At 49.2% G+C, this 22,767-nt stretch carries 22 protein-coding genes and 3 pseudogenes; 14 read left to right on the top strand and 11 right to left on the bottom strand.

The window, feature by feature from the left end:
* The first annotated feature begins 25 nt into the window (after positions 1-25).
* Complete coding sequence (locus AB5Y71_RS10590; RefSeq protein ID WP_368171528.1) at positions 26-1,735, top strand: glycoside hydrolase family 36 protein; 1,710 nt, start codon at positions 26-28, stop codon at positions 1,733-1,735.
* Between the two features lie 78 nt (positions 1,736-1,813).
* Here AB5Y71_RS10590 and AB5Y71_RS10595 read toward each other — a convergent pair whose 3' ends face one another.
* Entirely contained in the window at positions 1,814-2,314 is a 501-nt protein-coding gene (locus AB5Y71_RS10595) for a hypothetical protein (RefSeq protein WP_368171529.1), read from the bottom strand.
* 155 nt (positions 2,315-2,469) lie between these two features.
* Positions 2,470-3,885, bottom strand: a complete 1,416-nt coding sequence (gene sbcB / locus AB5Y71_RS10600; protein ID WP_368171530.1) for an exodeoxyribonuclease I — start codon at positions 3,883-3,885, stop codon at positions 2,470-2,472.
* Positions 3,886-4,073: 188 nt separating this feature from the next.
* Here sbcB and AB5Y71_RS10605 point away from each other — a divergent pair, with 188 nt between their 5' ends.
* Positions 4,074-5,267: a site-specific integrase gene (locus AB5Y71_RS10605; RefSeq protein WP_139411703.1), complete on the top strand. Its 1,194-nt coding sequence runs from the start codon at positions 4,074-4,076 to the stop codon at positions 5,265-5,267.
* 35 nt (positions 5,268-5,302) lie between these two features.
* Here AB5Y71_RS10605 and AB5Y71_RS10610 read toward each other — a convergent pair whose 3' ends face one another.
* From AB5Y71_RS10610 to AB5Y71_RS10625, 4 genes and pseudogenes are all read right to left on the bottom strand, one after another.
* Positions 5,303-5,482 (bottom strand): AlpA family transcriptional regulator, encoded by a 180-nt coding sequence (locus AB5Y71_RS10610; RefSeq protein WP_088869049.1) that lies wholly within the window; start codon positions 5,480-5,482, stop codon positions 5,303-5,305.
* 308 nt (positions 5,483-5,790) lie between these two features.
* A pseudogene (locus tag AB5Y71_RS10615) lies at positions 5,791-6,707 on the bottom strand (IS5 family transposase).
* A gap of 1,006 nt (positions 6,708-7,713) precedes the next feature.
* Positions 7,714-7,980 carry a hypothetical protein gene (locus AB5Y71_RS10620; RefSeq protein ID WP_139411704.1) on the bottom strand — a complete coding sequence of 89 codons (267 nt, stop codon included), beginning with the start codon at positions 7,978-7,980 and terminating at the stop codon, positions 7,714-7,716.
* A gap of 453 nt (positions 7,981-8,433) precedes the next feature.
* Positions 8,434-9,225: pseudogene (locus tag AB5Y71_RS10625) on the bottom strand (transposase).
* Positions 9,226-9,488: 263 nt separating this feature from the next.
* Between AB5Y71_RS10625 and AB5Y71_RS10630 the strand changes: the two are divergent.
* The 4 genes from AB5Y71_RS10630 (at position 9,489) to sodC (ending at position 12,873) form a co-directional block, all read left to right on the top strand.
* Entirely contained in the window at positions 9,489-9,677 is a 189-nt protein-coding gene (locus AB5Y71_RS10630) for a hypothetical protein (RefSeq protein WP_323905554.1), read from the top strand.
* A 497-nt stretch (positions 9,678-10,174) separates the two neighbouring features.
* Positions 10,175-11,680 (top strand): catalase, encoded by a 1,506-nt coding sequence (locus AB5Y71_RS10635; RefSeq protein WP_368171531.1) that lies wholly within the window; start codon positions 10,175-10,177, stop codon positions 11,678-11,680.
* A 115-nt stretch (positions 11,681-11,795) separates the two neighbouring features.
* Complete coding sequence (locus AB5Y71_RS10640; protein ID WP_139411706.1) at positions 11,796-12,326, top strand: ankyrin repeat domain-containing protein; 531 nt, start codon at positions 11,796-11,798, stop codon at positions 12,324-12,326.
* A 31-nt stretch (positions 12,327-12,357) separates the two neighbouring features.
* Complete coding sequence (gene sodC, locus AB5Y71_RS10645; protein WP_180343147.1) at positions 12,358-12,873, top strand: superoxide dismutase family protein; 516 nt, start codon at positions 12,358-12,360, stop codon at positions 12,871-12,873.
* Here sodC and AB5Y71_RS10650 read toward each other — a convergent pair.
* From AB5Y71_RS10650 to AB5Y71_RS10660, 3 genes are all read right to left on the bottom strand, one after another.
* Positions 12,863-13,297, bottom strand: coding sequence for an HNH endonuclease (locus AB5Y71_RS10650; RefSeq protein ID WP_368171696.1), 435 nt, complete (start codon positions 13,295-13,297; stop codon positions 12,863-12,865). The two genes, sodC and AB5Y71_RS10650, sit on opposite strands and share 11 nt — an antisense overlap.
* 6 nt (positions 13,298-13,303) lie before the next feature.
* On the bottom strand, positions 13,304-13,648 hold the full coding sequence (locus tag AB5Y71_RS10655) for a hypothetical protein (protein WP_139411707.1): 345 nt from the start codon (positions 13,646-13,648) through the stop codon (positions 13,304-13,306).
* 368 nt (positions 13,649-14,016) lie between these two features.
* Entirely contained in the window at positions 14,017-14,838 is an 822-nt protein-coding gene (locus AB5Y71_RS10660) for an AraC family transcriptional regulator (protein ID WP_115545162.1), read from the bottom strand.
* 103 nt (positions 14,839-14,941) lie between these two features.
* On the opposite strand from AB5Y71_RS10660, the gene AB5Y71_RS10665 reads away from it, so the two are divergent.
* The 7 genes from AB5Y71_RS10665 to AB5Y71_RS10695 all read left to right on the top strand — a co-directional run bounded on the left by AB5Y71_RS10665 (position 14,942) and on the right by AB5Y71_RS10695 (position 18,940).
* Positions 14,942-15,475: a carboxymuconolactone decarboxylase family protein gene (locus AB5Y71_RS10665; RefSeq protein ID WP_368171532.1), complete on the top strand. Its 534-nt coding sequence runs from the start codon at positions 14,942-14,944 to the stop codon at positions 15,473-15,475.
* A 9-nt stretch (positions 15,476-15,484) separates the two neighbouring features.
* On the top strand, positions 15,485-15,919 hold the full coding sequence (locus AB5Y71_RS10670; RefSeq protein WP_045790060.1) for a DUF417 family protein: 435 nt from the start codon (positions 15,485-15,487) through the stop codon (positions 15,917-15,919).
* Between the two features lie 139 nt (positions 15,920-16,058).
* On the top strand, positions 16,059-16,466 hold the full coding sequence (locus tag AB5Y71_RS10675; protein ID WP_201944848.1) for a thioredoxin family protein: 408 nt from the start codon (positions 16,059-16,061) through the stop codon (positions 16,464-16,466).
* Positions 16,466-17,158 carry a cytochrome c biogenesis CcdA family protein gene (locus AB5Y71_RS10680; RefSeq protein ID WP_115523135.1) on the top strand — a complete coding sequence of 231 codons (693 nt, stop codon included), beginning with the start codon at positions 16,466-16,468 and terminating at the stop codon, positions 17,156-17,158. Before AB5Y71_RS10675 ends, AB5Y71_RS10680 begins: the two co-directional genes overlap by 1 nt.
* Before the next feature lie 15 nt (positions 17,159-17,173).
* Positions 17,174-17,515, top strand: coding sequence for a hypothetical protein (locus AB5Y71_RS10685; RefSeq protein ID WP_139411709.1), 342 nt, complete (start codon positions 17,174-17,176; stop codon positions 17,513-17,515).
* A gap of 51 nt (positions 17,516-17,566) precedes the next feature.
* Positions 17,567-18,382, top strand: a complete 816-nt coding sequence (locus AB5Y71_RS10690) for an alpha/beta hydrolase (protein ID WP_120414201.1) — start codon at positions 17,567-17,569, stop codon at positions 18,380-18,382.
* Positions 18,383-18,571: 189 nt separating this feature from the next.
* Positions 18,572-18,940 (top strand): hypothetical protein, encoded by a 369-nt coding sequence (locus tag AB5Y71_RS10695; protein WP_224970025.1) that lies wholly within the window; start codon positions 18,572-18,574, stop codon positions 18,938-18,940.
* A gap of 42 nt (positions 18,941-18,982) precedes the next feature.
* Here AB5Y71_RS10695 and AB5Y71_RS10700 read toward each other — a convergent pair whose 3' ends face one another.
* Together AB5Y71_RS10700 and AB5Y71_RS10705 are read right to left on the bottom strand one after the other, a co-directional pair.
* Complete coding sequence (locus AB5Y71_RS10700; protein WP_139411711.1) at positions 18,983-20,212, bottom strand: DUF1214 domain-containing protein; 1,230 nt, start codon at positions 20,210-20,212, stop codon at positions 18,983-18,985.
* 13 nt (positions 20,213-20,225) lie between these two features.
* Positions 20,226-21,284: a heparan-alpha-glucosaminide N-acetyltransferase domain-containing protein gene (locus AB5Y71_RS10705; RefSeq protein ID WP_139411712.1), complete on the bottom strand. Its 1,059-nt coding sequence runs from the start codon at positions 21,282-21,284 to the stop codon at positions 20,226-20,228.
* Between the two features lie 351 nt (positions 21,285-21,635).
* On the opposite strand from AB5Y71_RS10705, the pseudogene AB5Y71_RS10710 reads away from it, so the two are divergent.
* A pseudogene (locus AB5Y71_RS10710) lies at positions 21,636-22,536 on the top strand (IS5 family transposase).
* The last annotated feature ends 231 nt before the right edge of the window (positions 22,537-22,767 follow it).

Raw genomic sequence — 22,767 nt, forward strand, 5'->3', positions numbered from 1 at the left:
CCTTTTCGAACTTCAAGGAGTAGTGATGACATCCCTCTTGTCCCGAGTTCGCCAGCTGGCGAATGATAATGCGTTGCCACCCCATCTGCTGCAAACCCGTCAGTGGGAAGGGCCTCTGTGCCGGGTGCGACTCGACAACATCGGTTCTGATGCTACCCCGGTTGAGCGCTGGGTGCTGTTTGATGGCAAGCTTGGCCTGCCGGTGGAGAGCGCCATCTATGGCGAAGGATTCCAGATGCTGGCCCAGACCATGGGCAGCTGGCAATCACCACAACATGTCGGCCGTTGCCCCGATGCCAGCATCTATCGCATCACCGATGACAATGGCTACCACACCATTCATAACCTGTTGTTGATGGAGCATGGCAAGGGGTGGCTGCTGCTCGCCTTTGCCAGCTGCCACCGTTTTGGCGGGGAGTTTCGCCTCTACCCGGATGGTCGCTTGCAGATCCTGATGAATTGCGAAGGGCGAAAACTTGCGGCCGGTGGGTACTGGCAGAGCGAGGCGCTGATCTGCCTCGAAGGGGCGGAGCGCGAGGAGCTGCTGGCCGAGCTGGCACGGCTGATCGAGGTCGAACATGGCTCGCTGATCGGCAAGGTGAGTGAGCGCCCGAGCGGTTGGTGCTCTTGGTATCACTACTACGCCGAGGTAAGTGCCGCCGATATTCGCGAGAACCTGCAGGTGCGTGCCGAGCGCTTCCCGGCCCTGCGTTATGTGCAGATCGACGACGGCTATCAGGCCAAAATGGGCGACTGGCTTACCCCGTCGGCCAAGTTCGAGCAAGGTGTTGCTTCATTGGCTGCGAAGATCAAACAGGCTGGCTGCGAGCCCGCTCTCTGGGTCGCCCCTTTTATTGCCGAACCCGGTTCACAGGTGTTTCAGGATCACCCCAACTGGTTTGTGAAGGGGGATGACGGTCTGCCGTTGCCCTCCGAGCGGGTCACCTATGGCGGCTGGCGCTGCACCCCCTGGTATGTGCTGGACGGCACCCACCCTGAGGTGCAGGCGCACCTTGAACAGGTGTTCCGCACCCTGCGAGAACAGTGGGGCATCCACTACTTCAAGCTCGATGCCAACTTCTGGGGTGCCATCCACGGTGGCCATTTCCACGATCCGGCTGCCACGCGGGTTGAAGCCTATCGGCGCGGCATGGCGGCCATTCTGCGCGGTGCAGGTGAAGGGGCTTTCCTGCTCGGTTGCAACGCCCCCATCTGGCCAAGCCTTGGCTTGGTGCACGGCATGCGGGTGAGCGATGACGTGGAGCGCAATGGCCACCGCTATCGCCAAATTGCCCGCGAGGCCTTCTGCCGTGCCTGGCAGAACGACAAGCTCTGGGCCCTCGACCCCGACTGCATCTGTCTGCGGGATCTGCCAAGCCAGCAGGCAAGCCAGGCGGAATACAGTTTCCATCTGGCGGCGTTGGTGGCAAGCGGCGGCATGATGCTGGCGGGTGATCGGCTACAAGATCTCGATGAGGAGCAGGCGGCGCAACTGCGCAAGCTGCTTGAGCTCTGTGCGGCCCGGACACCTTCTGCCCGTTTCGAGTCGATGGACTTTGCCTGCGGCGAAGTAAGCCTGCCCGAGGGCGGCACTCTGCTCTGCCTGTTCAACTGGGAGGGGCAACCACAGGAGTTTCTGCTGCCGGAAGGGGGAAGCGATTTTTGGCTGGGACAGGCAGTCGGCACGGCTGTGACCCTGCAAGGGGGCGAGGGGCGGGTGATCCGCTACGCCTGATCACAACGTCACCATAAACAATTCAGGCTCCATCACGGAGCCTGAATTGTTTCAATCAGCGGTTATCAGTCACGTTTTTCAGTAACGCCACTCAAAACCGACGGCGTATTTGGCGGAGCCATAGCCCGGGATATCACTGCCGGAGGCGATCGCCTTGAGGGTCAGCAATGGTGTGATGGGCACCCCCAGACCAAAACCGATGGCCAGTTGATCATTGGGGTTCCCCATCAGATCGACTCGCATCACCCGATAGAGGGACATGTCCTCGCTCAGGTGTATATAGGCTTGCGAAGCGCGGTTATAGACCTGACCAAACACCTCCAGCTGGAAACCTGACTGGGCGCTGATGGCCAGCGGTACCCCGACAAACTTGCAGAGATTGGAGCCGTTGAAGTAGCTGTTGGTGATCAGGGGAGTGAAATCAGTCTGCTGATAAAGGGTGTTGAAGTTCTGTTCTACGATGCGATAGGTCTGTTCGGGCAGGCGAGCAAGATAATCCGGCACATCGAACCGGTATGCAGCGTTGGCTGCCAGCGGCAGCAGGGCCAGTAATCCGAGCAGTGCGTGGTGACGAGGCATCAGCAAATGGCTTCCGTTCGGCCAAAAAGATCTCTTGCTTGGGAGACATCCGCTCAGGATGTTGCAAGATATTGGTTTTTGGGGAAATCCCCTTCGTCATTATGACCTGAAGAAGGGGACGGGCGGGAAGGATTTATTGTGAAACTACTCACAACTCATAAATCTTCCAGATAGTGGTAGAGACTCTTTAGAATCGCAAAGTTCCGTTCGTTACTCTGGTTCTGCTCGGCCAGCGCCTCGAGACGGGGCACATAGTCCGGCAGACGGCGGCTGAAGTAGTCGCTGCAGTGCAGGCGCCAGCGTTTCTGCTCCGCTTCGCTCAAGGTGTGCGGCCAGTTGCGGGCGCGGTAGCGGAACAGCATCTCCGGCAGCCGGGAGTCGCTAAAGGCGAACTCCCGCTCACCCAGCAGATCCGCGGGGGTGGCACGCACCAGATCCATGGTGGACTTGTCGCCATGGCCAAAGAATCCGGCGTAGAGCTGGGTATCGGGGTCGCTGTCATTACTGCCGGTGAACTCCTGATTGAACACTTCCACCAGTTTTTCCCGCACCTCGGGGTGGGCGCGCAGCAGATCCAGGCTCTTGCGGCACTGCTCCCGATCGATGCCGAGCTCGTCGGCGCGCTCCGCCGTCAGGGTGGCGGCCGGCGCCAGCACCGGGCACTTGTTGATGTGCACCAGTTTGACCGGAATGCCCGCCAGATCCCCCAGCTCCTCTTTCTTGGTGTAGAGGCGCTCGCGGATCTCCTCGCTGGAGAGTTCAATGAGCGGGGTGGGGTCGCGGGTCAGATCCACCATGATCACCGCGTTCTGGTTGTTGGGGTGCCAGGCGAGCGGCGAGACCCAGCTTGCACAACCCTGCCAGGGGGAGAACATGCCGGAGACGTGCACCAGTGGCTTCATGGTCACCACGTCAATCAGCGCCTTCACCTTGTTTTTGTTACGCAGATCAAAGAGATAACCAAACAGCTTGGGTTGGGCTTTTTTCACCAGCTTGGCCATCTCGATGGTGGCCAGCACGTCCGAGAGTGCATCGTGGGCATTGGCGTGAGTAACGCCGTTGGCGACCGTCAGCTTTTCAAGTCTGAAACTCGGTTTTCCTTCATCGTCAAAGGCCCACTCGATCCCCTCCGGCCGCAGGGCATAGCAGGCCCGCAGCATGTCGAGAATGTCCCAGCGGGAGTTGCCGTTTTGCCAGCTGTAGGCATAGGGGTCATAGAAGTTGCGATAGAGGGTGTAGCGGGTCACTTCATCATCGAAGCGGATGCTGTTGTAGCCAAGCACACAGGTATTCGGCGTGGCGAACTGCTCGTGGATCTGGCGAATGAAATCCGCCTCGCACAGCCCATCCTTCATCGCCTTTTGCGGCGTGATACCGGTAATCAGGCACGCCTCCGGATCCGGCAGATAGTCCGCCGGAGGTTTGCAATAAATGACCAGCGGCTCGCCAATGAGGTTGAAATCTGCATCGGTGCGAATACCGGCAAACTGCGACGGCCTGTCCTTGGCGGGGCTGATGCCGAAGGTCTCGTAGTCGTGGAAATAGAAGGTAGGATTTGTCTGCTGGTTCATTTCGTGGTTCTGAATTGTGTCTATATGCTTGAAAAACAAGTCGTTATACGGAGTGTTATCTCAGATTGTCTCACTTTGTCCGACCTTGATTCAGTCCGTTTCAGACCAGTTTGGTACATATCTGTGTACACGTTAGGACGCGTTAATGTGTCAGTGAAAAATCAGATGACCAGTCACAGGAGAGTCATATGCCACTTACTGATACGAAGCTACGGGCCCTCTATGGTAAGCCCTACTTTGGCAAGACGGAATTGTCAGACCGTGATGGATTGTCAGCTCGGGTCACCGAGCGAGGCACCATCTCGTGGCAATATCGCTATCGCTGGCAAGGAAAAGCGGCGAGACTCAAAATTGGACGCTATCCCGACCTTAAACTCGCTGATGCCAGGGCGTTGATCCCTGCAATCCGTGGTGCACTTGAGCGTAATGAACATCCCAGAGTTTTCTGGGATAAGCTCCACCAGAAGCATGATGTCACACTGAAACAGTGCTGCGAGCATTTTCGTGAGCACCATCTGCCCAAGCTGCGGCCCCGTACGGTCATGCTCTATGAGCATACCATGCAGCGCTATTTCGAACCTCTGTTTATTGGTATTCCGGTTGAACAGATCCCGTTTTCGAGCTGGCTGGAGTGGTTTGATAAGATTGGCAAGAAAAAGCCGAAAAACGCTGGGCATTTATTGCGCAGGTTAAAATCCATGCTTAGTTTTTGTATTCGTCGTAATCTCATTGGTGGCTCCCCGGTGCTCCAATTACGCACCGAAGATGTGGGCTCTCAACCTGAGAAAGGTACTCGTGTGTTGACCATGCGAGAACTCGCTCAAATTTGGATTGCCTTTGAACAGAGCAGGGCCAGCCGCGGATTAAAATTGGCAGCCAAATTGGTGATCTTGCTTGGTTGTCGCAGCGGCGAGGCATTGGGTGCACAGTGGAGTGAGTTCAATATGGAGGAGCAAATTTGGACGGTTCCCGCTGCTCGCGCCAAATGTGGGGCGCCAATACGTCGGCCTATTCCCAGCAGGGTTATGATGCTGCTGCAAGAAGCGGCAGCGAGAGATCGGCTAAAGGGAGGGCCAGTATGTCGCTCGCCAGTGAATCCGAAAAGATCGTTGAGCAGTGCGTCCTTGATCCAGTTAGCAGAGCGTGTGCGAGATAAACTGGATCTGCCGTATTGGCGTATGCATGACATGCGTCGAACGTTGAGTACGCGTTTATCGGAGGAACGAGTTCTACCACAGGTAACCGAAAAAATTCTTGGCCACAGGATGGCCGGTGTGATGGCCATCTACAATCTGCATGACTGGATTGATGAGCAACGTGAGGCATATGAGTTATGGGATACAAAATTAATGGAGGCAATAAAATCCTTGCAGGATATTTAAATATAACTGAACCATAAGATGGTGTGATTCATCATCTAAGATGAGTGATTTTCCCTTGATATCCAGCTATTTATCGCTGCGACAGAATAAAAGCCCTTATTGATAGGTGGTGGGAATTTGTCTTCTTTAATCCATCTGTACAGCGTCGATCTGGATATGCCAAGTTTTTTTAATAGTGTTTTTGTTCTTATTAGTGCTGGTTCATTGTTGTTCATATAGTCTCCTATTTTTTAGGAGGTTAAACATGATTGGTATATGTGTCAATTTATCATATTTTTAGACGGCTTGCTTTTATGATATAGAAAAACAAGTAGTCATTTTCATACTGCGAAAATCAATTCAACAATTGTTTTTGTGTATTATAAAAGCAATGAAAATGGCTATGAAACAATATGGCTTATGGTCATGATATGTAAATTTCAATAACAATTTTGGCTCGTTTTAGTTCTTGCTTGTTGGGTATGGAATGGCGTTGTTGTCCAAATCAGCTAACTAGTCATGACCCCCCCAGCCCAGGTGACCGCTATACTCGGGGCTGTCTGACGGGCAGGCCAAGGCTGTTAAGTTTGTTTGTCGCGTTCACATACGCCATCACTTCCCCTACCTGGCCATTGTATTTTCGCAGACTGACTTTCCACACCAGCAAGTGCTTGAACCGATACATCGCCGCCTCTGCCTACGAGCGACGGTAATATCTAGATATCTTCTTCCAGTTCGCCCGCCCTTCCTTGTGCATAAACAGCACGGCCTCATTTCTTGGATGCCCCTTTTTCCATAACCCCGCGCTTTTGCGAGGCGGGATACAGGCTGTCGCCCTTTTGCGCGAGATAAGCTGATGGCAGTCTTTGCTGTCATAGGCACCATCCGCATAAACACGTCCCAGCTTGCGCCGAAGTGGGTTGAGCAAGGTCGGCAACACCTCGGCATCATGGATATTTTCCAGCGAGACTTCTGCCGCCACGATATCGTGGGTCACCGGGTCTACCGCCAGATGCAACTTGCGCCAGACTCGCCGCTTCTCGGCGCCGTGTTGTCTGACCTTCCACTCGCCTTCACCAAACACTTTCAGCCCGGTCGAGTCGATAACCAGGTCTGTAATGCGTCCCTTTGGGGCTGTCGATAAGCTACCGTCACCGAGCGTGCTCGCTTGCTGACACAGCTGTAGTCCGGTGCGCACAGCGGTACGTTCATCAACTCGAACAGGGAGTCGAGTAGTCCCTGTGTTGCTCGCAGAGTGAGACTGAAAATCCCCTTGAGCATCAGGAGGGTACAAATGGTCTGGTCAGTGTAGAGTTGGCCGCGGCCCCGCCGCCCATGATGGTCGTGGATAAACCAGTTGCTCATGGCCTCGGTATCAACCCAGAAGGTGAGGGAACCACGGTTAATCAAAGACTTGTTGTATTGAGGCCTGTTGGTGATGGGGAGAAGCGACGTCCCCATGATGCAGACTTGAAGAGGATGGTGGTGATCAGATCACCGAGTCCTCAGTCAGTCCCCTTCAAACTGCATCGATTTGGGAAACAACGCCGATCATGTCACCAAGTTCTGAGTTAGTTCCATTCAAGCTGTATCTATTTGGGCAATAATGCCGGTTTACACAATTTCAACTAGCATTTCTTCACTCAAAATTCCCGATGTACCACATCGGGGACTCTGTATTTCAACATATAATACGGTCGCTCCACGTTGTAGATACTCACCGCCTCGCGCACCATCTCCCGCGTGATTAATAACATCCAGAGTCGCCAAGTTGAATAGGCCTGTATATTCTAATTACCAGGGTGAGATATTGATGAAATCTTTGTTTTTATTATGCTTTAGATACAGGATTATTCAATCCCCACTCTGGGTGACAAGACGTATCGTATTGAAATTTTCATCCCAGCGGATAAAACCCATAGCCATGCCACTTATCTTAATCATATAATGAAATATATCATCACAGTGTGGCACCAAGTGAGATAATATAAGTAATAACTCAGCAATTCATATTGTTTAAGATAGTTTTCTATATAGTTCGTATTTCATCTTGAAATACAGGGGATGTAAATGAAGGTCAGAATGAAAAGGTATAATTCATGAGTATCTACAAGATAGCGTCGAAGGCATGTATTAAATGCATAATAAGTCACCCTCCAGTTGGGATTCGATTGGGTTCAAAAAGATGGCTTGGTTATAATTAATGGTGTCCCATTGTACTATCTTTGAACAAGATACTGAGATGATTATGGAAGGGTTGGTTATTGCATATTCAGTCGCTTTATCTTCATAATTTAATGGTTCTTCTGAGTTGACTGTATGGTGAACAGGCTCAGCAAGTCGTTGGGTAGAAGTGTCTGCCACCATATGGCAGCGCCAAATGTTCATTGCCATATAGTGGCACAGATTTTTGACATTGAAATAGTAGTTTCATTAGCTTAAAGCATTGTTTTTTAAAGAGCCATTTTTAAATGATTAGGATTTGTGTACATGATAAAACCACAACGATTTGCATGCGAAAATCTGGGAAAATTTTCGATAAAAATTGCCATAATACGGCAATAGCCCCTTTATATGCCATCAAGCAAGGCTTGGAATTAACCTGCATGAAGAATGGTGTTTTAATGGTGATGGCTTGGTTTGTTGATGTCCCTTGCGGCATAACAGCTTGTTGAACTAAATAGTTCGACTGAATGGTAGAACACTGTACTCGTACCGCTTCTACAGGTGACATGACGCACACATTTTCGCTGAACCTTGTCATTTCAGGGGTTGCCGTCAGATTGCACAAATTCCTTACGCTAAAGGCTTACGGCAAGATGTAGTATTATTAAGAACAGTTGTTTAGGGCGTGACATTAAATTCTGTTATGTAGGCAAGGTCAATATTTTCTTGGGGGTGTTAATTGCTTAACGCTCAAGTTTTTTAAGTTTTAGAGGAAGCCATGCTGTAGTGTTGAGGGAAGGCTACTTTTTATTAAGGTTTGAATGGTTTAACAATCGATAACAGTTTATTTTAAAGGTAAGTAGCCGCATTCTTTTTTATTGAGTGCATCATATTTTCCTCCAATGAGACCGAGCGCCATCGATACGTTATTGATAGTGCTCGACGGCGTTGTTTCCCAAATCAATCATCAATCATCAATCATCAATCATCAAGCAGCAACAGCCCCAGCCTTTGGTGACTGCTACATTCGGGGCTGTCTAACAGGCAAAACCCTGAGTGTTCAGTTTGTTTATGGCGCTTACACACGCCATTACTTTTCCCACTTGGCCGTCGTAGTTACGCAGACTGATTTTCCCCGCCAGCAACTGTTTGAACCGATACATCGCCGTCTCTGCCAGCGAGCAACGGTGATACCCCGATATCTTCTTCCAGTGCGCCAGCCCTTCCTTGTGCATAACCAGCACAGCCTCATTTCTTGGATGTCCCTTTTTCCATAACCCCGCGCTTTTGCGAGGCGGGATACAGGCTGTCGCCGCTTTGCGCGAGATAAGCTGATGGCTGGCTTTGCTGTCATAGGCGTCATCTTTATAAACACGTCCCAGCTTGCGCCTGACTCACCGCCGTGTTTCCTGACCTTCCAATCGCCTTCACCAAACACCTTCAGCCCGGTTGAGTCGATACCTGATCGGTAACCTTTGCTTTAAATGGCTGCCGATACGCCACCGTCACCGTGCTTATCCGCTTGCTGGCACCTCTATAGTCCGACAGACACAGCGGCACATTCATCAACGCGAATAAGGAGTAGAGTATTCCCTGAGTGGCCAGCAGAGTGAGGTTGAAATTCCTCTTGAGCATCAAAGGTGCAGATGCTCTGGTCGCTGTAGAGCTGGCTGCGGCCCCGTAGCCCGTGATGGTCTTGGTGAAATCAGTTGTGCATGGCCTCGGTATCAACCCTGAAGGTGATTGAACCACGATTAATCAAAAACTTGTTGACTTGAGGCCAGTTGGTGATGGGATGAAGCGACGTGCCCATGATGCAGACTTGAAGGGGATGGTGGTGATCAGATCACCGAGTCCTCAGTAAGTTCCCTTCAAACTGCATCGATTTGGGAAACAGCGCAGTGCTCGACACATGTATGCAATTTATTGAGGTCTAGCTTCTTTACTGACTATGGCGAAAGCAACAATAAAAACTCAGTGCATGGCAATTTTGTCAGTTTCAAGCTCTTGGCCTGCTCTAGCAAATTTTAAAGCAGTGAACATATCGCTGACCAATGTGAGATTTCGCGTCGCTCAGTGATCAGTCATATCGATGCGCTCTGTGCGGCGGGCCTTTTGATTAAGGAAGCCAGAAGAGGCCCCAATGGGAAGAGGTCAAATGTCTACATGCTGACACTTGATGGTGAATCTCCTGCACATCCAGATGTGCAAGAGATGCACAGACTCATAGTGCAGGAGCTGCACATAGAATCAGTCACTCTTTAGATCCAGTCATTGATCCAAAGATCCCCCCTATATCCCCCCAAGGGGAGCGCGCTGCCGAAAGCTCAGCTTCACGACGAGGAACTCGTTTGCCGAATGACTGGTTCCTACCTGCAGAGTGGGGCAGGTGGGCCAGCAAGGAAACTGGATGGCCAAGAGAGCGGATCCTCCTCGAGGCCGCTACGTTCGCTGACTACTGGCAGTCACTGCCCGGGGCGATTCAAACAGTTTGCCGATGTGAGGGCAGGGCTATAGGCCGTTATTGCCATCAAGTCGCTCGGCATTGTCGCTTTCACACCAAGGTTAGATATGGCCATCAATCAGCAAAGCCTTGTTGGTGACCTATTTCTTTCTCACTCATTTCAGCTACAGTCAAATCTAATCGTAAAAATAGAACAATTTAATCGTATTTAATCGTTTTTTTAGAATGCATGGCTGGCATAGTATTGAGCACGCAGGCAGGGATAAATCTAGAAAAAATAAGGGAAGAAATGAAAATAATGACAAAATTGACAATTGCTCTCATGTCGGGCCTTGCATTGCACGTTCAAGCTGATTTCCTCACCCGCGATAACGGTGCGCCCGTAGGTGATAATCAGCATTCTACTACGGCCGGTGAGAATGGTTCTGTCTTGCTGCAAGATGTGCATCTCATCCAAAAATTGCAGCGCTTTGCCAGGGAGCGGATCCCCGAGCGGGTCGTTCATGCCCGAGGTACTGGCGCCCATGGCGAGTTTGAGGTGACCCATGCTATTCCAGAGCTGACTTCTGCAAGCCTATTCTCAGCCGTGAACAAGAAAACCCCTGTTTTCGTTCGCTTCTCCACAGTTATACATGGCCAACATAGTCCAGAGACCCTCCGGGATCCACGGGGCTTTGCTACCAAGTTTTATACCGACCAGGGCAACTGGGATTTGGTAGGCAATAACCTACCGGTGTTCTTCATCCGTGACGCCATCAAGTTTCCCGATATGGTCCACTCTCTCAAGCCTTCACCGGTCGACAATATTCAAGACCCGAACCGAGTGTTTGACTTCATGAGTCAGGATCCGGCCTCTACTCATATGCTGACCCAGGTTTACTCCGATCTCGGTACCCCAGCCAGCTATCGCAAAATGGATGGCTTCGGCGTGCATGCATACAAGTTCGTCAACGCCAAGGGCGATGTGCATTACGTCAAATTTAACTGGCGCAGCCGGCAGGGGGTGAGCAGTCTGGATCTAGATCAAGTCGCTAAGTTACAAGGTCAGGACTTCAACCATCTGACCCGGGATCTGTACAGTGCCATCAAGGCCGGCGACTACCCGAAATGGGATCTGGCTATTCAGGTGTTAAAGCCCTCTCAGCTGAACGACTTTAGCTACAACCCGCTGGATGCTACTAAGGTGTGGGAGGGGGTACCTGAGCAGAAGATAGGGACCATGACCCTCAATCGAATTCCTGACAACTTTTTCCAGGAAACCGAACAGTCTGCCTTTGCTCCGGCCAACCTGATATCTGGTATCGAACCTTCCGAAGACCGTCTGCTTCAGGGGCGTCTGTTCGCCTACAGTGACACCCAGTTCTACCGTCTCGGAGCAAACCATCAACAGTTGCCTATCAACCGTCCATTGGTGCCGGTTGTGAGTAACAACCAGGATGGTGCCATGAACATTGGCAATACAATCAGCAACGTGAACTATGAACCGAGCAGCCAGGCACCTAAGACCATGGTGGCAGAGGCGCGTGCAGTAACGACAGCGCTAGAGGGGACAGTTCAGCAAAAGCAGATCGAGAAAACCGATAACTTCAGCCAAGCCGGCAATTTCTATCGCTCTCTCGATGCTAAAGGAAAGACTAATCTCGTGCGCAACTTGGCTGCCGATCTCGGTGCTGTGCGTGACAGTGGAGTGAAGCACAAGATGCTGGCCCACTTTTACAAAGCAGACAGTGAATATGGTATGGCCCTAACTCGTGCCGTTAAGGGGGATGAGCAGCAGGTCAAACAACTCGCGAGCAAACTCTAATTTTGCCCCCACCAGGCAGGCGGTGGGGGTAACTAGGTAAGTCCTGCAGGGCCCACTTGTTCCTGCCTGCAATCATGAACCGGGCCTTGCAGGCATTATGTTGAAGGAGTGCAGGATGGTACCTAACCGTTTGCTGCTGAGTTTGCTTGTAGTGCTTGTGGGGTTGTCTGAACCTACCTGGGGTAGCGAGCCGACAGAGGCGGAGCAATTGCAGCCTACCAGCTTACAAGAATATTTCTTTGCCGCTGCGCGCAGCGGAGAGGTGAGTGTTCTGAATGAGTTTGTAAAAGCTGGCTTCCCGATCGATGAGCGCAATGAGCAGAGTTACACCGCACTGATGATTGCCGCTTACCAAGGGCAGTCGGAGGCAGTGAAGTCTCTTCTCGAAAGAGGGGCAGACCCTTGCTTGCGTGATAAACGAGGTCATACCGCATTAATGGGGGCGGTGATCAAGGGTGAATGGCGTATTGCGAAAACCCTATATGCCATTGATTGTGATTGGGATAGTGATAAACGGGCTGATGAGCCTGTTACCGATAAAAGCACGATGACGGCGGCTCAGTTTGCCGAACATTTTGGACAGGGCGAACGGTTTCGCGCTCTGGCAATTGGTGCTGGGAAAGGCAATTACATCGAGGGTAACTAATCCTCGATGTAATAGAGCAAGGGGAAGAAAGATGAATACTCGAATGAGTAAGGTGATGCTTGCTGCGGTGTTGGTAGTAAGCGTCAATGCCACTGCAGCTAGTGTGACGATGAAGGATCTGGCCAGCGGGGCGGTCGTTGGGCAAGTAGAGTTGAGTGAAAGTCCATATGGAGCAGTCTTTACTCCGGTACTGTCCTCTTTGCCTGCTGGTTTGCATGGATTCCATGTGCACGCAAACGGGAGCTGCGACAGCAGTATTAAGGATGGGCAAAGCGTTGCGGGTGGCGCGGCGGGTGGTCACTATGATCCCCAGCAAACAGGGCGCCATGGCGCCCCCTGGCAAGATGATATCCACAAGGGAGATTTACCACCTCTCTATGTCGATGAGGTAGGTAAAGCTGTTCAACCAGTTTTGGCTCCACGCCTGACCCTGGCGGAACTGAGTGGTAAGGCCTTGATGATTCATGCAGGCGGTGACAACCACTCAGATCATCCAGCCCCCCTTGGTGGCGGTGGACCGAGAGTTGTATGCGGTATCATCCCATGAATATAACTTCACGGTGATAGGTGAGGTAAATGACTTGCTTGGGGTCAAAACAGCCGACGTTTATTGGCAGCTCAACGCCCCACTGCTGCAGGGCCCGCTCGATGCTGGGGTCGGCACACAGTAGGTCGCCGGCGTCAGTGAAGGTGATCCACCCCCGGTCAAATAGCTTGTCGATGTGAGGGGATAGCAGCAGGCCGTTGTTACCATCTAGGCGTTCAATGTTATCGCACTTACACCAGGGCTTAATGTGGCTGGCAATCAGCAGGACCTTGTTGGAGACTCCGGTAACTCGACAAGCTGGCTCGACCTTCTCCAGGTTTGCACGGAAAAGACCTTGGCCACGGCGCGATTTGACGAGCTGCTGCTTTTCTGTGGCGTCCAGGGCAGAGGCCTGGATGTCCGCCTCGATTGCATCACCTTCCAGTTCGGCCTAGTGCTGCTCGATGTCATCAGCAAAAGATGGGTTCATTCTCTTGGCCAATGAGAGCACCAGGTTGCTGAGAGCTTCACTTATGCTTGCCAGATAGCAACCGTGGTTACCATTACCGCTGGCCTGCAAGGGCGAATTATTCGAATGGAGGAGGGGGGAGATCAATACCAGATGGTCCTTGGGACGAATTGGGTGTTCCAGCAACTCCCAGTCGATAGGTACCTCCCCGCCTGCATCTGACCATGAATCGCCTGCGTTGCCGAATTCAGAGGGCTTGGATTTCTCTTTGCTAGGTGCCGTAACCAGACCAACGTCCTTGATAAACCCATCGGCGTAAGAGATCACAATATCTCTGCGCAGGCTCAGCGTGAGATTGATGATATAGGTCTGGTTCTGCGAGCCGTTTATGTTGGTCTTAGGCGACCAGAAAACCGATACGTCGTCTCATCGAGCGATGGTGATACCCCGATATCTTCATTCAGTACGTCAGTCCTTCCTTATGTTTCACTATCACAACCTTATTTCTCGGATGTTCCGTTTCCCATAGCACCAGGGCGGGATATTGGTTGATGCGCTACCAACAGAAAGCTTGTATAGCGGCCATAGGTATCATTCGCATAAGAGGAAGGTTCGCTACTACCACTGTTGCTGTAGAGCCACTCCCTCGTAGTTAATTACCCACTCACACTGCGGGATTATTATCCTCTTCAAATTCACTGTATTGCCTTGAGCCATCGTCCAGGGCTCATTCCAAATTCCCGCTCGAACGCCCGACTGAACGCGACACTACCACTGTATCCTGCCCCCAGCGCAACCTGAGTAATTGATTCCCCAGTCAACAATTGTTGGCAGGCCAACAGCATCCGCCATTGGGTCAGGTAACCCAGAGGCGACAATCCAGTCTGTGACTGAAAGTGTGCGGCAAAGCGGGCTCGGGACATTCCGGCTTCCTGTGCCAATGTTGCAACAGTCCACCCTTCTTCTGAGCGTAAATGCATAGCTGCAATCGCACGTGCCAGCCGTGGGTCTGATAAACCGGCCAACATCCCCTTTTGGCAGAGCCCCTTCTCCACCATATGGCGCAACAGCAAGATCAATAAGCTTTCCAACAGCCTTGTCAGGAGTGGGTCTTGGCCATAGCGATGAGCAAATGCTTCGTCGAACAACATGTTCAGTAGTGGTGCCAGTGTTGGCATGTCATTCAGTGGCAGAACTAACACATCAGGAAGCGCCAGTTGTAATGGTGATGTGCTTCCCTGGCCAAAAGATACAGAGGCACACACGAGGTCACATCCCCCCAGTTGGCGGGGTTCCATACGGTGGGGAAGCCCGCTCGGAAAGAGGAGCAGTGTTTGTTCTGTGAGTAAGTGCGGCTCCGCACCCTCGTGATACAGAGTGAGCTCACCGCTTCGCAGCAAATGAAGATGGCCACCCGCCGGATAGTCTTGGCTATTGGAGTTCTGGCACAGGTTGCCAGCGAAAAACAGTTGGGCGCGTGGGGTGGTATGCGCCAGAAGAACAGAAAGAGGATCCATATTTGAGACGAATAGTAAGTTTTTAGAGACTATGGGTAATAAACCATATCACGATGCGCGGCAAACTACCTCTGCACCTCAATGAACCCACTGGAGCACTACCATGAGCCGCATTCAACCCGTAACCCAACCTTCACCGCCCGTTGCTCCCAGTTTTTCCGCCATGCAGCGTAACCTGGGTATGGTCCCCAACCTTTATGCCACACTGGCCCATTCACCAGCCCTGTTCAACGGCTTCTTGGCATTCGCTGAAGCACTGAGCAAAGGGCGATTGACCGCACGCCAACGTGAACTGCTGGCTCTCGCGATAGGCCAAGCCAACAAATGCCAATACTGCTTATCCGCACATACCCTGTTGGCCGACAAAATGGGCTTCACGCCTGAAGACATTAAAGAGGCCCGCCAAGGTAACGCGTCAGATCCTGTCGATCATGCCTTACTGCAACTAGCCATCTTGCTGGTCACCCAACGGGGGGTTGTCAGTGATGAGCAACTACATAATGCCTACAACGCCGGGCTGGATGACGAGTTAGTGCTGGAGGTGCTTGGTCAGGTAGTAGTCAACACCATGACTAACTACGGCAATCACCTTGCCGGCACCGAGATCGACTTCCCGATCGTCGCCCTGACCCTCTAAGGAGTCTGTATGCAGCGATACGATAAAGGCTTTCTGGTTGCCCTTGGTGGCGTAGTACTGACCCTGCTCTGGATTGGCGTGTTCAAATTTACGCCAACCGAAGCAGCAGCCATTCGTCCTCTGGTGGCAAGCCATCCTCTGATGAACTGGCTCTATAGCCTTCTTTCAGAGCAAGGGGTATCCAACCTGATCGGCTTGGTTGAGATAGTTATCGCCACAGGGTTGGTGATAGGGCTCTGGCAGCCACGCATCGGCTATTGGAGTAGCTGGGGGGCTGTAGTCACCTTCGTGGCGACCCTGAGCTTCCTGTTGACCTTACCGGGTGTTTGGAAACTGGTTGATGGCGTCCCCGTTACTGAGTTTTTCATCCTTAAGGATATCGTGTTCCTTGGTGTGAGTTGGTACTACTTGAATCAATGCCGAGCATTGCTCACTACTCAATAGTACTGATGCCTTTGCGCCCTCCCGGGCGCATTTTTTTAGCGACTTACTCCAGAAAATAATTTTTATTCTTTGAAAGTTAATACTCGTCAGTCGGGTCTACTTAGAAGTGAGTCGTAACATCTAGAAGTGAGGGTAGAAGATGAAGAGAACTATACGCACAATTTTTATGACGTTTGTTTTTGGTCTTTTTTTTAGTACTGCTAATGCAATGGATAACGCACAAAGCATGGACTTTACTGAGCAAGCTTGGAAAGAGGCTCAACGTCAAAATCAAGTGACATTATTGGTGGTACATGCTGACTGGTGCCCAACATGCAAAGCTCAGCACAAAGTCCTTAGCTCATACTTTAAGGACAACCCCAATAGTAAAATAAATCAGCTCATTATCAATTTCGATACACAGAAAAATTGGGTCACCTATTTCAAGGCGCCTCGCCAATCAACCCTGATGCTTTATAAAGGGGATAAACAGATATGGTTTAGCGTGGCGGAAACCCGTGAAGATAAAATTTTCAAAGTTCTGAAAGATGCTGAGAGTGCCATGTAATGGATATGTCATCCATTCCTCTGGCATTTATGGCCGGAATCCTCAGCCTGCTATCGCCTTGTGTCTTACCCATGATACCCGCAGTGGCTAGCTCTGCCATGCAGGCCTCACGCACGGGTCTCATTTTGCTGGCAGTGGGGATCAGCGTTACCTTCGCCGTTGCCGGTAGCCTGATCACCTTTATTCTGCTTAGCTTGGGGATTTCACCAGACATATTGAGGTACTTCTCGGCGAGCTTGATGTTGTTGATGGGCACAGTGTTGCTAACGCCAGCACTGAACGACCGCATGTCTTACTGGCTCTCCCTGCTTGTAAGCAGGATGCCAGGGGGAAATGTGCAAGGATCTGGAGCTGCCTTTCAACTCGTTGTAGGTATGTCGCTTGGACTGGTGTGGTTGCCTTGCGTTGGGCCAACCCTTGGTACAGCCATAGCCTTGGCATCTTCCGGACAGAATATGGTGATGGCTTTCTTTGTCATGCTGTCCTTTGGACTTGGTTGCGCACTCCCTCTGGTGGGGATCGGTTATGCCTCTGGTGTGCAGCTCAAAAAAATAGGTAATAGTGCAAGATATGGAAAATATATTCTGGCTATCGCTCTGATTTTGTTGAGCACAATGATATTCACCGGATTCGATAAAATATTAGAGATTTGGGCGATAAATTGGTTGCCTGATTGGGTTACATCCATATAAACACGGAGTATACATATGAAAAAAATCATTCTTGCAGGTCTCGCTAGCATGCTGCTACTCAATACTGCTCAAGCCAGTACGATGGCATCAGATATGGTAATGAAAGATCCAGCGAATATTATAGTTAGCTACAATCCAGGGTCGCTCTTCTTGAATTTTAAAGATGACAACTTCATAAAGGGACAAGTAATTGTCAAGAATAGCAATGGTGAAGTTATTTCCACCGACATGCTTACTATGAAGAAGAGCATGATCAAGATCCCACGTCATCAAAGTGGTGAAATCAACATCCAGTTTGGCGAACATGATATTAGTTATCGTATTCCAATCGCCATTGGTAGTGGCCGTAATGGCTAGCATCAATGATGCTAGCCACCTAAACCGCAGTCTGTTAATAAGGAGCATTCGATGAAAAGTATAATAAAACTAATTCCATTGTTGATGTTGCCATTAACAACTCAGGCTAAAGCAGATGAATTGATCCAGTTAGAGACCAGAACTGGTGTAACTCAGCCAGTTTTACTGTGGGAGGCGAAAAGTCAGGAGCCTGAATTCCTTATCGTCTTTTTCCCCTCATCTAACGGTAATATCGGATTGAAGATGAAAGATGGGAAAGCTGAAGCTGAGAAATTTTACCTTTTAGAAAAACAGCGTGAGCTTTTCACTTCTCCCCGATTTGCAGTAGCGGTTATCGACACACCTTCAGACCGCAAAGGCCTTGGTGAGTCATTTCGACAGTCTGAAGAACATTTCACTGATATGAGAAAAGTTCTTTCAGAGTTGAAGCAACGGTATCCAAAGTCGAAGGTTGTGCTGATGGGTCATAGCCGTGGTTCGGTTTCGGCAGGTTATGTGTCGCGTGCTTTGGCAAGTGAAGTTGATGCCACAGTCTTGCTCAGTGCTCGCTATAAGGTTGCGGCAAAACCTGCGGATGCTCCTCAGGAAGCGCCCGGTGGCACAGGGCTTTCAGCAATTGACTTTAGCCAACTTGGTAAACCTACCTTACTTGTTCATCACACCAATGATGCCTGTTCATCAACTCTTTATGCTGATGCTGCAGAAAAGGCTCAATACACGCCACTGGTGAAAATTGATGGCCCTGTAGATAAGGCACCGATGAATCCGGGTGAATTTGCGTTATGCGCTCCAGGTACCAATCATTGGTTTGCTGGCCAAGAGACCCTTGTAGGGGAAAAAGTAATTGAATGGCTAACCAAAACGTAAACTAATGATGTGGTTTAGCAAGAATAAGACATCGGCCTGAGCCGATGTCTTATTTATATATGTTCGATGTGATATTGACAGAAGAATGACATCACCCAAGTAAGGGTGATTGTCATAGTTTTATTTTAAGGGAACTTGGTGATATGATATAAAAGAAAATTACAAGCCTCAATTCAATTGGAGTTTTCAATGAGAAAGCTATTATTTTCAGTTTTTATTGCTTCACTTGCTACAGGTTGCTCAAGTTCGGTCACAGAACAAAAGCCTTGGCGAGGTGTCTATTCAGAAGGATTTGAAGTAAGTGCTTTTACCCCTTGTGGTGGGGGAAAGGACTTTTGGTTATATGCGAAACAACCCCAGGTTATGGATGATGTTGAAAAGGCAACAAACAAAATTAGAGCCGAGAGTGGATATATGTATCCGAAGGTTTATATAGAATTTTATGGTGTTGATGAAGGGAAGGCGAACGATGGGTTTGCAGAAGATTATGATGCAGTTGTGTCCGTAGAAAAGGTCATTAGCTTTACAACAGAAATCCCATATACCTGTCAGTATTGAGGTGGCATAAAGCCACCGGTAATGGTGGCTTTATGCTTAATGTCAGCTTGCCAAGCTCTTTCTTGCCATGTAAATAGCACCTAGAATTAATAACTCAGCAGGTACTGAACCGCCACCACCATTACGGTCATCCTTCTTAATGTCCTTGTTTGGTATGTCATTTACATCGATAACCTTGGTTTCAAAATCAAGTTCTTCTTTGCCAAGGTATCGTATTGATATAACGCCTTCGTTATATCCTTGAGTAGTGATGAGGTTTTTTTTGTCTTTGATGTCAAACTTGGTTATATAGACTTCGTAGCTGCCATCTGCATTTAATTCCAATTCATCTTTAGTGATGTATGTCTTATGCTTCTCATAATCAACAGTAGCATAGTAAGGATTATAATATGTGATGGATGCATACTTTAAGTTGGCAGGTATCTTACCTGTCAATTTAATTGCTTTGTCATTTTCAAGTTGAATGTAGAAACCATCATAGCGATTATCAGTGGTGGGAAAGAGCGCTTGAACGAGGTCAGGTCTAGGGTTTACCTCTGCACTTGTATTTTTGCTTTTACTCATCTGGGAAGTGAGGTCAAGCGAGCTTTCAACCAAACTAGTCAAAAAGGCACTGGCTCGTGTAATTCGATCCGATGATGAGGCAATGAATGGAGTGTCAAAATCACCATCAGTTTGTTTGATCATCAACTCGGCTGGAGCATTTTTTCTAACGGCTCCATTAGCATAATACTCGCGAACAATCAGCATGTAGTCATTGGCATCAGTCGTGATCCCATTTGCTGCAGCTCTAGGACCGATCTCGATACGGAAAGTTCCATTATCCCCAACTTTGATGTTGTCTGTTGAAACATTTTTTTCTGGAAGAGCCACGTTCTTTCCATCACGTAATGTATAAACTTGGATGCCAAGGTAAAGCGTATCTCCGATTTTACCTTCTAAAACATAACTGCTCTCACCTTTGATCATTGTGGAGCGATAGCGTGTCCAAGGGTTATCACCGGCTGTTTTACGTGATGTAGTGATCCAATCAACGAATGATGGGGAACCGATAGAGGCCTTTTCGATAAAGACTTCACTGGCAAGAGATAAGCTGTCGTATAGAAAATCTACACCTTGCTCTCGAATGGAGTTATCAAGGTTCAATGAGTTGTCGAAGTCTATGATCTTTTGATTAAGTGATATTATCGAATAGGCAATCCCATCTCGATTATCCTTTGCAAAGACACCACTAGATAAAACCAAACCTAGCATATATATAAATATTTTCATAAGTTTTCTCCTACTATAAGTTTACATTGTGCTTCTGTAATTTTTTACAAATTAAAAACGACATTGCTATTATTATGATAATAGCTACGAGTGACTCGGTTATATCAAGTTTATATTGATCAAGCACGACAATGCTTGCTGAAATAATAACCCACTGAACAATATAGAAGTTGGTGATGTGTGTGCTTATAAAACTAATTATGTTCAAAAAACCTTTATGAAGGTATGGAGATGCAAAGAACATGAGTGCAAGCCATTGCATAATAAAACCAATGTATAATATTAATCCGCCAGGACCGGTTCTCCAGTAATCACCAAAGTGAAATGAGATATTAGTTTTTGATATGAGTATGCCAATAAAGGATAACAATACACCGAAGCCAAACTGATACCCCATTGCCTGTGTTGTTAGTGTAAGTGGATTGCTATATCTTCTACCAAGGATCATGCCAATCAATGGATAGATGACCCATGGGAATAGAGGGAATGAAACCATTTCCCCATTAATACCCCATAATGGTTCGAGTAACCTTCCCCAAAATGGAACATAGGTTCCAAGGCCCCATATAAAAGGGGAGTACACCAAAACCAATAGTATCAGAAGCGTTATGCAAACATCATTAAGTTGTAATTTATTGACTATCGCCATTATCAAATATGATAGGCCTGCGACTTGTAGGATATCAACCACAAGTAAATTCGAGATGATATCATCGGCAAAGTTTGTTAATTTATCATCCGGCTCACTTGTATCAAATGGCATATAAAATAAGAAGAGGGTTAAGGGGACTGCTAATCGTAATAAATTAAGGTAGTACCCTTTAGCAAACAATGAAAATGAGCGCTTTATATCGTGCGTAAATTGATGCTCTTTCTTATATGCGTATAGAATCCCCATGACAACCATGAATACTGGGGCGGCAGGGGCTTCACCTAGTAATGTTATAACTCTCCCAAAGATAGAATGTTCTGCAATTTGAGTCTTTGTGTTAATACTCACTACATGAGTACACACCATAAATATTGCAGCCAAACCGCGAGCCAAGTCTAAAAATGGAAGTTTACTCGACATTTATTTATCCCTGTGAAGTGTTCGAGTACTGTACGTTATTAGATTTTTGAGCGCCATATGAGATCGCATATCATTGATTAATTACAGGGTTGTCATTATATTTATAGTCTTTATGCTATTCCCTTATAGGTATTTGTATTGAGTTTTATGTGGGAATGATTCAAATGTGTTGAACGTTTTGTTTTGATGTGGAAATTCTGTTGAGTAAGCTTCGTTGGTAAAGTGATGGACGCATCAATAAGTATCCGGATTTTGACGATAATGGTGTTGTTTCCCAAATCGATGCAGTTTGAAGGGAACTTACTGAGGACTCGATGATCTGATCACCACGATCCTCTTCAAGTCTGTATCATGGGCACGTCGCTTCCACCCATCACCAACTGGCCTAAATACAACAAGTCTCTGATTAATCGTGGTTCACTCACCTTCTGGGTTGATACCGAGGCCATGAACAACTGGTTCCACCACGACCATCATGGGCGGCGGGCCGCAGCTAGCTTTACACTGACCAAACCATCTCTACCTTCCTGATGCTCAAGGGGATTTTCAACCTCACTCTGCGGGCCACTCAGGGATGACTCGACCCCCTGTGCCAGTTGATGAATGTGCCGCTGTGTGCGCCGGACTATAGCTGTATCAGCAAGCGCGCTCGCACGGTGAAAGTGACCTATCGACAACCCGCCAAGGGACGTATCACCGACCTGGTTATCGATTCAACCGGGCTGAAGGTGTTTGGCGAAGGCGAGTGGAAGGTCAGAAAACACGGCGCCGAGAAGCGGCGAGTGTGGCGCAAGTTGCAGGTGGCCCACGATATCGTGGCGGCGGAAGTGTCGTTGGAAAATGTCCATGACGCCGAGGTGTTGCCGACCTTGCTCAACCCTCTGCGGCGCAAGCTGGGACGTGTTTATGCGGATGGTGCCTATGACAGCAAAGCCAGCCATCAGCTTATCTCACGCAAAGGGGCGACAGTCTGTATCCCGCCTCGCAATAACGCTGGACTCTGGAAAAAGGGGCACCCAAGAAATGAGGCCGTGCTGGTGATGCGTAAGGAAAGGTTGGCGCACTGGAAGAAGATATCGGGGTATCACCGTCGCTCGCTGGCAGAGGCAGCGATGTATCGGTTCAAGCAGTTGCTGGCGGGAAAATCAGCCTGCGTAACTACAACGGCCAAGTGGGAGAAGTCATGGCGTATGTAAGCGCCATAAACAAACTGAATACCTTTGGCCTGCCTCTCAGAAAGCCCCGAGTGTAGCGGTCACTTGGGGCTGGGGCAGGTGTGGCTTGATGGTTGATTTGGGAAACAACGCCGTTTGGCGATAAAATCAGATCACAAACGAAGCCTTTTTATATCTATTTCAATTGGTTGCCGCTAAAGATCCTGTACATGAGCTCCTGCTATTGATTAACCTCCTAGGTAATCGCAGCAACGTGTAAACTCGTCAAAATCATAGACGAAGCCACCTTTCTATATGGCTGGCCCTTG

Origin of the sequence: Aeromonas sp. R9-2 (assembly GCF_040908025.1) — a bacterium.
Taxonomy (GTDB): domain Bacteria; phylum Pseudomonadota; class Gammaproteobacteria; order Enterobacterales; family Aeromonadaceae; genus Aeromonas; species Aeromonas veronii.